The following is a 10,084-nucleotide window of genomic DNA, read 5'->3' on the forward strand; positions in this document are numbered from 1 at the left end:
TACGTAATAATTGCCTAATGAAGTTCATATTTTTTCAAAAAAAAGGACAATCCTCACTATGCTTGTTAACCATATAAAAGGGGAGCTGGACTCACCAGCTCCCACTTCTACCAACTATTCTTAGTTTGCAAATGTTTCTTCTACAACCTGTGCACATCGAGTACATAGAGTTGGATGTTTTTCGTTTTTACCTACTGTTTCAGAAACATTCCAGCAGCGTTCACATGTCTCTCCATCTGCCTTTGTAACTAGAATTGCAATATTCTCTAGTTTCAGTGCTTCTTCTGGAGCTTCAGCTATTGTACCGCCAATTTCAAATTTCGAAACAATGAATAATTGTTCAGGACTTTCTTGAATACTGTCAAGCAGTGTTTTAGTCTCTGCATCAACATATACAGTAATTTTCGCATTCAATGATTTCCCAATGATTTTTTGATTACGAGCAAATTCAAGAGCTTTCAAGACATCATTACGAAGGTCCATAAACGCATTCCATTTCGCTTCAATTTCCATAGCATTCACAATTTCACGCTCTTCAGGCATTAGGGTTAACTGAACGTTTTCCTCGTGATTACCTGGAATGAACTCCCACACTTCATCTGCTGTATGAGGAAGAATTGGTGCAACCAGTTTAGTAAGACTAAGGACGGTTTCATAAAGAACCGTTTGAACACCTCTGCGTTCAGTACCATTTGGTGTCTCACAGTATAGGATGTCTTTCGCATAGTCAAGGTAGAATGAACTCAAATCCAGCGTACAGAAATTATTAATTTGCTGATAAATATTGGCGAATTCATAATTATCATAAGATGTCTTCGCTTGCTTAACCAGCTTATTTAATTTTATAAGCATGTATTGGTCGACTTCTTTAAGATCTTCGTAAGAAACTTTATCGTTTTCTGGATTAAAGCCATCCAAGTTACCCAATAGGAATCTAAATGTATTACGAATTTTGCGGTATACATCGGCAACTTGTTTCAGAATCGGATCAGATACTCGGACATCTGCCTGATAATCGACAGAAGCAACCCATAGACGTAAGATATCTGCTCCTAGTTGATTCATTACTTTTGCTGGTATAACGACATTTCCAATTGATTTACTCATTTTGCGTCCTTCACCATCCAGCGCAAAACCATGGCTTAGAACCCCTTTGTACGGTGCTTTTCCAGTAACAGCAACACCTGTAGAAAGTGAAGAGTTAAACCAGCCGCGATACTGATCACTTCCTTCAAGATATAAATCAGCTGGACGTTGTAAGTCACTGCGTTCTTCTAGTACGGCTTGGTGAGAAGAGCCTGAATCGAACCAAACATCCATGATATCTGTCTCTTTAGTGAAAAGGCCATTCGGGCTGTTCTCATGTACAAAGCCTTCTGGTAATAATTCTTTTGCTTCACGCTCGAACCAAATATTTGATCCATGTTCACGGAATAGGTTTGATACATGGTCAATTGTTTCATCAGAGATAATCGGATCGCCATTTTCAGCGTAGAACACTGGAATCGGAACTCCCCATGCACGTTGACGAGAAATACACCAATCTCCACGGTCACGAACCATATTATGAAGACGTGTCTCTCCCCATGCCGGCACCCATTTTGTATCTTCAACAGCTTTTAACAGCTCGCCGCGGAAATCTTTAATCGATGCAAACCACTGTGCTGTTGCACGGAAAATGGTTGGTTTTTTCGTACGCCAATCGTGTGGATATGAGTGTGTAAAGAATGATAAATTCAATAACGCGCCCACTTCTTTTAATTTATCTGTAATTGGTTTATTTGCTTTATCATAGAACAATCCAGCAAACTCGCCAGCTTCTTCTGTCATAACGCCTTTTTCATCAACCGGACATAATACATCTAAGCCATACTTTTGACCAATGATAAAATCATCTTCCCCGTGTCCTGGAGCAGTATGAACACAGCCAGTTCCAGCTTCTGTTGTAACATGGTCACCCAGCATAACTAATGATTCACGCTCGTATAAAGGATGCTTAGCTGTTGCACGATCAAGTTCTGATCCTTTGACTGTTTTTACGATTTCGGGATTTTCCCAACCGATAGCTTCCGCTGCTTTTTCAAGAAGAGCTTCTGCCACAAGGAATTTATCCTCTCCCACAGCAACGACAACGTAATTTAAGTCAGGATTCAACGAAATTCCCAGGTTAGCTGGAATCGTCCATGGAGTTGTTGTCCAGATCACGATTTTAACGCCTTCGTCAATTAAACCCTTACCATCGATTACTTCAAAAGCAACATAAATAGAAGGTGATTTGATATCTTGGTATTCAATTTCCGCTTCTGCTAGTGCAGATTCACTTGAAGGAGACCAATAAACTGGTTTACGACCTTTGTAGATGTAACCTTTTTTCGCCATTTCGCCGAAGACTTTAATTTGTTGTGCTTCGTATTCAGGCTTCAACGTGATATATGGATTATCCCAATCGGCCCGCACACCTAGACGTTTAAATTGTTCACGCTGACTATCCACTTGTTCAAGCGCATACTCCTCACACAATTTACGGAATTCAGCAATGCTCATTTCTTTCCGCTTTACCCCTTTTTCGTCAAGGCTGTTTCAATCGGCAAACCATGTGTATCCCAGCCTGGTACGTAAGGCGCTTGGAAGCCGCTCATAGATTTGTAACGGACGATAAAGTCCTTTAGGACCTTATTTAACGCGTGGCCCATATGGATATCCCCATTCGCATATGGAGGACCATCATGCAGAATGAACAATGGACGTCCTTCTGTATGTTTTTGTACCTTCTGATAGATATCTTCTTCTGCCCATTTAGCTTGAATAGCTGGCTCTCTATTAGGCAGATTACCCCGCATTGGGAATTCTGTTTTCGGCATCAGTAATGTATCTTTGTATTCCATCTTTTTTCCTCCATCCTAAATTTCACCATTGATTTAACGGCTTGAAACATCAAAAAAAGGCTTTCTCATCCCTATAAAAAAGGGACGAGAAAGCCTTTTCCCGCGGTACCACCCTGGCTAGACAAAGCACATGTGCTTTAGTCCTCTCAAGCATTCGTAACGTGAATAAGACGCTTTATTTACTTCTGCTATAAAAGCAGGTTCAATTCAGAGCTCCAGGGTGATCCAATTTCTTCTGCTTATGCCGGACTTGCACCATCTCCGGCTCGCTGATATAAGTCGTGAAAGAAATTCTTTCCCTATCTTCGCTGATTATTAGTTGTTATTGTGAAAAAAGTATAGCGAATCCTCAGCCGTCAGTCAAGAGGGACCTGAAAAAATAGCAGTTAAAAGAGAAACTACTCTTTATTCTTCATCTCTAAAGCTGTCGGCGGCGTCGATTTGATATTCCATCAAATGGTCCCAATCATCACTATCCAATAAGTCCAGCTGTGCTTCAACAAGCATTTTAAATCGTGTACGGAACACTTTGGACTGTTTTTTCAGCTCTTCAATTTCATTCGAAATTTTTCTTGATTTACTCAATGATTCATTAACAATTCGATCTGCATTTTTTTCTGCTTCTTTGATAATTAATTTCGATTCTTTTTGAGCGTTACGTTTAACTTCTTCTGCTGCTTCTTGGGCAATAATAATCGATTTATTGAGTGTTCCTTCGATATTTGTAAAATGCCCCAAGCGATCGTACACTTCGTTTAATTTTTCTTCGAGCTCTTTCTTTTCTCTAAGAATAATTTCATAATCCTTGATTATCTGATCGAGAAATTCGTTTACTTCATCCTCGTCATACCCGCGGAATCCTTTATTGAATTCCTTATTATGTATATCTATCGGGGTTAAGGGCATAAGGCACCTCCAGAACAAAATTCTAGTCTATTTAATATTATACTATACTACCTTTCGACAGGAAGCACGTTATTCCTTCTTATTTTATCACAAATCTGCTTATTTCTTCATTCCCAGTGTCAATCTATATTTATCTTTCTTCGTTTTACCATCAATCGAGATAATTTTCACACGGCCAAACCCTCTTACCGAAAGTACGTCACTTTCTCTGCATTCAGCAGAAACATTCTCTGTGACTTTGAAATTAACTTTTACCTTGCCGGCTTTAATTAACGTCTGTACCTTTTGCCGAGACTGGTTTAATCCCGTGGAAAGGACAGCATCGAGTCTAAGAGAACTCACCGTATGGGTTTCTTCCTGCCATTGTTCTTTGGGAACCAAGATAGAGGTGAGAGGAATTGGTTCGATGGTTACTGAGGAATTTCCGATTTTTTCAAGGTTTACAGCAAGATATGAATCAATTTCTTTTGCTGCGACGAATTGAACACTTTCGTCATTAATCAGGATATCGCCGAATTTTTCCCGTTGTATTCCGAGTGACATTAGTGTCCCAAGAATCTGCCTATGCTCAAGGGTTAGAAATTTTTTCGGATACCTAATTTTATATAAGGCGATTTGATAATCGGCTTCTTCCGGAGAATAATAGTCTGGATAAAGTAATGCTCGTTTCCGCTCTACTCCGTCACCACCCCCAAAGAAAGCCAAAATAACCTCGGAATCTTTTCCAACTATGGAGCTAAGAATAAATTGTTCCCTAGGATCGAGAAAACCCATCAGCTTTGGCGCGTAGGTTCCTTTCACCTGCTCGACTATCCCTGAGGCTTGATCAATAAATTCCTTTTCCTCTGGTCTGAAATGCTGGTAAATAGACATCATCTGCTCCTTAAGCAATTCTTTTAACTGTCGACTATTAACTATTAAAAAAGCCCAGCCTAAAGTATCTAGCTTCCTTTACCAAACATACTCCCAAATAAGATAAATTGGGTTACGTTCAAAGATATAGATCTTAGGCCAGACTTACAAATCAGCGCCTGTTAGACAATCCAGTGTCCAAGCTGAGCTAGACCACTTCCTGCTAAATTCAGTACAATCAGCGCGACAAGTGGAGACAAATCAAGCATCCCGATTGAAGGAACGAACTTACTGAACGGTGCTAAGTATGGTTCACAAATTGTTGCTAAAAAACGTCCGATTGCCGTTTCACGGGCATTTGGAAACCAAGACATTAAAATGTAGATAATTAATGCAAAGGAATAGATTTCAATTACAGATGCAATGATACTTAATACTAACAACATTTAGTTTTACCACCTCGATTCTTCGTACTCCTCTTCAACAGTAAAACCAGTAATATTACCGGAAACATCTACATTTGGGGGAGTACATAAGAAAATATCTGTTCCTATTTTTTGGATATCCCCGCCAATAGCATAAACTGTCCCGCTTAGAAAATCGACAATTCGTTTAGCTTGATCATGTTGAATCCGCTGCAAATTAACCACAACAGCCCGATGGCTTCTCAAATTGTCAGAAACCTCCTGCGCTTCAGAATATGCTCGAGGTTCCAATAATACTACTTTAGAAGATTTCTGCACACTTTGCAAACTTACGATATTCTGATTTGATGAATGCGTATTTTGAGCCTGTTTAGAACCCTTGACTACCTTAGGTTCAAATGGTTCTTCTTTCATGTTTTCTTCTTTCATTTCATATTCATATTCGTCATCCAGCGCAAAGAATGATTTAAACTTCGATACAATCGTCATATCTTTTCCTCCTTAAGAATCTTCGCCAACTAATGCGGTTCCTATGCGGATCATCGTTGCGCCTTCCTCTATGGCTATTTCGTAATCATTGGACATTCCCATCGAAAGTTCTAAACAAGGTGCCCCCTCAATTTTTGCCTGTTGAATTTCTACTTGAAGATCTTTTAATTGTTTAAAACAGTGTCTAATGACGTTTTCATCATCTGTAAATGGAGCCATTGTCATTAAGCCTGCTATCGTAATCTTTTCGAGCGATGCTGCTTTTCTTACAAAGTCAATGACCGCTTCCGGAGCAAGACCATGTTTAGACTCCTCACCGGAAACATTCACTTGGACCAAACAATTTACAGGAGCTAAGGCTCTCTTTTGGATTTCTTCAGCTAGCGATAACCGGTCCAAGGAATGGATATATGTTACTTTATCTATAATATTTCGCACTTTTCTCGTCTGGAGCGACCCTATATAATGCCATACAGGCTTGTCCTTCAATACCTCGAATTTTGCAAGTAATCCTTCATCCCTGTTTTCACCTAAGTCGAAAATTCCTGCCTTAAGTGCTTCAGAAGCACGTTCAATCGACACATACTTAGTCACAGCAATTAATTTTACTTCTTGACGGTTCCTGCCGCTTCTCTGACAGGCCTGCAGGATATTTTCTTCTATGCGCTGTAAATTTTCTGTAACCTTCACTGTTGTAATTAATCCTCCTTCCAGCCGATAAAGCTTAAGATCCGGCCTGTTTTTCCAGAATCACGACGATGTGAAAAAAACAAATCCGTTTCACAGCTTGTACATAAGGCTGAAATCTCAATATTATCCTTTGGAATACCAGATTTTTCAAGAATTTGAGCGTTAAGTTGTTTTAAGTCTAATTGGTATTGTCCCTCACTAATTAAATTATATGGCTTTTCGTCAGTTTCTTCCAGCAATTTCTGCACCAGATTAATAACTTTGTCGTCTACGACGTAACAATTCCTGCAGATTGACGGCCCAATCGCAGCATAAATTTGCGTTGGATCAATCCCTTCTTCCCTCCATAATTCCACCATTTTCGAACCAATTCCTGCAACAGTCCCTTTCCAACCTGCATGTGCTATACCAATCATTCCATCTTTGGGTGCATAGAAATATAATGGTACACAGTCGGCAAAGCAGAGAGTTAATAACAGCTGACTTTTATCGGTATACATGCCATCTGTAGCCTTCAGGGCAGACTCATAGTCACTTGATCCAGCCCCTCTATGCAGGCTTGTAATCTTTTCAATATGTGTTTCATGTGTCTGTTCTGCACCCACCCAATCTGTAAGCGGAACTTCAAGTTTCTTTGATAATATCTCTCGATTCTCTACAACAACCGATTCAGCATCATTTACATGAAAAGCTGTGTTAAGCTGTTGAAAGTCACCAGTGCTTTTACCGCCGTTTTTTGTCGTAACTCCGGCAATTAATCGCGGATCTAGTTTTGACCAGCTATCCAATACAAGGTATTGATTTTCTTTTTTAATAAATGGTTCTTTCATAGTACCTACCTCACTGTTTTTTTCTAGTGTAACATAAACCCTTTTAAAATCCCTCTTACATTCCTTGTTACATAAAGGATATGACAGCTAGGCAAAAGCCATGAAGGTTTTACAAAAACTTTCATAATTACGAACAGAGTAGAGTATCAATAATAAAGAACATTAAAAAGGCATCCATATGGATGCCTTTCCCTTTATCAATGCTGGATATTTTTATTCATTTGACGAATTGCAGCTTTTTCTAATCTAGAAACCTGTGCTTGAGAAATCCCAATTTCATCAGCCACTTCCATTTGGGTTTTCCCTTGGAAGAACCTCTTTTTAAGTATCATTTTTTCACGTTCATTAAGTCGACGCATCCCCTCATTCAAGGCAATTTCATCAATCCATTGACTGTCTTTATTTTTTTCATCACTTAATTGATCAAGCACATAGATTGGATCGCCGCCATCATTATAAATGGGTTCGAACAACGATACTGGATCTTGTATAGCATCAAGAGCGAACACGATTTCTTCATGACTTACCCCAAGCTCCTTAGCAATCTCTTGTGCTGTCGGTTCCCTCAATGTTCTGCTCATTAGTTTTTCTTTAACCTGTAAAGCCTTATAGGCGATATCCCTTAAAGAGCGAGATACACGGATAGGATTATTATCGCGTAAATACCTTCTGATTTCCCCTATAATCATTGGAACTGCATACGTTGAAAATTTAACATTTTGCCCTAAATCAAAATTATCAATTGATTTCATCAATCCTATACAGCCCACCTGAAATAGATCATCTACATACTCTCCTCGATTATTAAAGCGCTGAATCACGCTTAATACGAGTCTTAAATTGCCATTGACCAGTGTTTCTCTAGCGTATTTATCGCCTTCTTGCATTTCTTTAAAAAGTTTTCTCATTTCATCATTCTTTAAAACGGGCAATTTCGATGTGTCTACTCCACAAATCTCAACTTTATTTCGAGACAAGTTAATTCCCTCCTCACAGGAGCTGCTGTACAAAAAACAGTATCTCCCTGGAAGGAAAAAATATGCACTTGTCTGTTGGATAAAAATCTTCATTTTTAAGCAGTTAGAGAACAAATCCTAGAGCCGACAAGATATTTATATGTGAAAAATTTAAACCATTTTATTAAATTCTTTTCGTAATCTTTTAATAATCCGTTTTTCAAGGCGTGAAATATAAGATTGCGAAATCCCAAGCATATCTGCTACATCCTTTTGTGTTTTTTCTTCCTCGCCGGCTAAACCGAAACGCAGTTCCATTATTTGTTTTTCTCGGTCTGAAAGCTGTGTCAGCGCTTTAGATAATAATTTACGATCTACATTCGCTTCAAGATCTTTGGTTATAATATCATCATCCGTTCCAAGGACATCTGAAAGCAGCAATTCATTACCATCCCAATCGATATTAAGCGGCTCATCAAATGAAACTTCAGACCGGATTTTATTATTTCTTCGAAGATACATGAGTATTTCATTTTCAATGCATCTTGAAGCATACGTAGCAAGCTTAATCTTCTTCTCAGGATTAAAGGTATTGACCGCTTTAATTAAGCCAATCGTTCCAATACTGATTAAATCTTCAATATTTATTCCAGTGTTTTCGAACTTTCTCGCAATATAGACAACAAGCCGTAAATTTCGTTCAATCAGCATTGCCCGGGCAGTTTCATCGCCTTTGGGAAGTTTGTTAATTAACACTTCTTCTTCTTCCTTTGTCAGCGGCGGAGGCAGGGCTTCACTACCTCCTATGTAGAATACTTCATCTGATTTCAGGCCTAATTTGAACAATAGTTTATACCAATAATACGTGAGACGAAGAATAAATTTTTTCAAAATGATTCTCCCTTCTATTTCATAATCTTAATGAGTATGATTCCTTTAATGTGTTATTTTTTAGGATACATGCAGGGTCGGAACTCCAGACAGCATCTTAGGATGCACGATACATTGGTAACGATTATCAGGTGACAACTGTTGGAGGGTAAATGAAATGAACCCTCTCTCTACCTCAAACTGATCATTTTTGTGCTTGATCCGTATTAAATCGGGCTTTATAGCGGTTAGCAGTTTATGGTCTTTGCCAACTACTTTACAAGGAATGATCCGAATTCGATTGGACCACGTATATTCCTGATTGTGACCGTTCAGGTGGAAGCTGTCCTCTTTAAAAAGTTTTAGCATATCAGGAGGTACCGAATCTTCAGAACCCCAAAGTGAAACAATCATCACGGGAGAACGGGTAATCGGGTCGTATAATTGGTTTCCACTATCAATAAAACCAGCTAATGTACATTCAAAAAAATCAATTTTTATCGATACTTCTACAATTTGATTAAACGATAGGGTATTCATTTCTATGCTTTTTAAGGTTCGCCTCGAAAATTGCCAGGCGATTGGAAAACCGATTAAAACAAAAACCCAGCTCATCGGATCGCCATATGCATTAATTCCTGCATACCTAGTCGGGCTCTCAGAAACAATTTTATATTCAAATAAGAAATGCAGCCCGAGTAATATACCGCCTGATAAAAAGGTAATGAAATAAAGGCAGGCTAAACGTTTAATGAATGTCATCCATCTGCTAAATCCAAATACAGCCACGATCATCACAACAGAAAACAGTAATTTTATTGGTACTTGATCAGCAAGCTCTCTATATGGTGTAAAAGCCAGTAAGATAATCATGGATCCAAGCAGTCCACCAAAAGCAATTCTCCAAAGTGAGACCTTCATTTTCAAAATGACTGCAGTCCAGCTAAGAAGCAAGCAGTCAAACAGCCAATTTAACAGCCAAATGACATCCAAATATAAAGTCAAGCAACTCCCCCTCCCTGCACCATTCTTATCTGTTAGCCAAAAGTATACCCTAGATAGACATGGTAAGTCTGTCACTTTTTGTATCCATTCTAGAAGAGTTTTTCTGTCTTTTTATGCTATTTTGTAGAAAAATTTATCAGTAAAAAACGCAAAAAAAAGAACCGCTTCAGCGGTCC

9 protein-coding genes and 1 pseudogene are annotated in these 10,084 nt (G+C 38.8%); all 10 read right to left on the reverse strand.

Annotated features, from left to right (window positions below):
- Positions 1–120: 120 nt before the first annotated feature.
- A pseudogene (gene ileS, locus WYK_RS08085) lies at positions 121–2,885 on the reverse strand (isoleucine--tRNA ligase).
- Positions 2,886–3,290: 405 nt separating this feature from the next.
- Positions 3,291–3,791 (reverse strand): DivIVA domain-containing protein, encoded by a 501-nt coding sequence (locus tag WYK_RS08090; RefSeq protein ID WP_040374019.1) that lies wholly within the window; start codon positions 3,789–3,791, stop codon positions 3,291–3,293.
- Positions 3,792–3,890: 99 nt separating this feature from the next.
- A complete protein-coding gene (locus tag WYK_RS08095) occupies positions 3,891–4,664 on the reverse strand; it encodes a YlmH family RNA-binding protein (protein ID WP_040374020.1) in 774 nt (257 codons plus the stop codon).
- A gap of 161 nt (positions 4,665–4,825) precedes the next feature.
- Complete coding sequence (locus WYK_RS08100; protein ID WP_040374021.1) at positions 4,826–5,089, reverse strand: YggT family protein; 264 nt, start codon at positions 5,087–5,089, stop codon at positions 4,826–4,828.
- A 6-nt stretch (positions 5,090–5,095) separates the two neighbouring features.
- A complete protein-coding gene (locus WYK_RS08105; protein ID WP_040374022.1) occupies positions 5,096–5,557 on the reverse strand; it encodes a cell division protein SepF in 462 nt (153 codons plus the stop codon).
- 12 nt (positions 5,558–5,569) lie between these two features.
- Positions 5,570–6,247 (reverse strand): YggS family pyridoxal phosphate-dependent enzyme, encoded by a 678-nt coding sequence (locus WYK_RS08110; RefSeq protein ID WP_040374023.1) that lies wholly within the window; start codon positions 6,245–6,247, stop codon positions 5,570–5,572.
- A gap of 8 nt (positions 6,248–6,255) precedes the next feature.
- On the reverse strand, positions 6,256–7,077 hold the full coding sequence (pgeF, locus tag WYK_RS08115) for a peptidoglycan editing factor PgeF (RefSeq protein WP_040374024.1): 822 nt from the start codon (positions 7,075–7,077) through the stop codon (positions 6,256–6,258).
- Between the two features lie 197 nt (positions 7,078–7,274).
- The gene (gene sigG / locus WYK_RS08120; protein ID WP_040374025.1) at positions 7,275–8,054 is read right to left on the reverse strand and encodes an RNA polymerase sporulation sigma factor SigG; all 780 of its coding nucleotides are present in this window, start codon (positions 8,052–8,054) and stop codon (positions 7,275–7,277) included.
- A gap of 150 nt (positions 8,055–8,204) precedes the next feature.
- Entirely contained in the window at positions 8,205–8,924 is a 720-nt protein-coding gene (sigE, locus tag WYK_RS08125; protein WP_040374026.1) for an RNA polymerase sporulation sigma factor SigE, read from the reverse strand.
- A gap of 60 nt (positions 8,925–8,984) precedes the next feature.
- Positions 8,985–9,908, reverse strand: coding sequence for a sigma-E processing peptidase SpoIIGA (gene spoIIGA, locus WYK_RS08130; RefSeq protein ID WP_040374027.1), 924 nt, complete (start codon positions 9,906–9,908; stop codon positions 8,985–8,987).
- Positions 9,909–10,084: the final 176 nt, after the last annotated feature.

It is taken from the genome of Peribacillus psychrosaccharolyticus ATCC 23296, from assembly GCF_000305495.1.
In the GTDB taxonomy this organism is placed as follows: Bacteria; Bacillota; Bacilli; order Bacillales; family DSM-1321; genus Peribacillus; species Peribacillus psychrosaccharolyticus.

Bases quoted from the DNA above. Each gene is read 5' to 3' on its own strand.
- WYK_RS08090 (WP_040374019.1), bottom strand. From the start codon at position 3,791: ATGCCCTTAACCCCGATAGATATACATAATAAGGAATTCAATAAAGGA.
- WYK_RS08105 (WP_040374022.1), bottom strand. From the start codon at position 5,557: ATGACGATTGTATCGAAGTTTAAATCATTCTTTGCGCTGGATGACGAA.
- WYK_RS08100 (WP_040374021.1), bottom strand. From the start codon at position 5,089: ATGTTGTTAGTATTAAGTATCATTGCATCTGTAATTGAAATCTATTCC.
- WYK_RS08095 (WP_040374020.1), bottom strand. From the start codon at position 4,664: ATGTCTATTTACCAGCATTTCAGACCAGAGGAAAAGGAATTTATTGAT.
- pgeF (WP_040374024.1), bottom strand. From the start codon at position 7,077: ATGAAAGAACCATTTATTAAAAAAGAAAATCAATACCTTGTATTGGAT.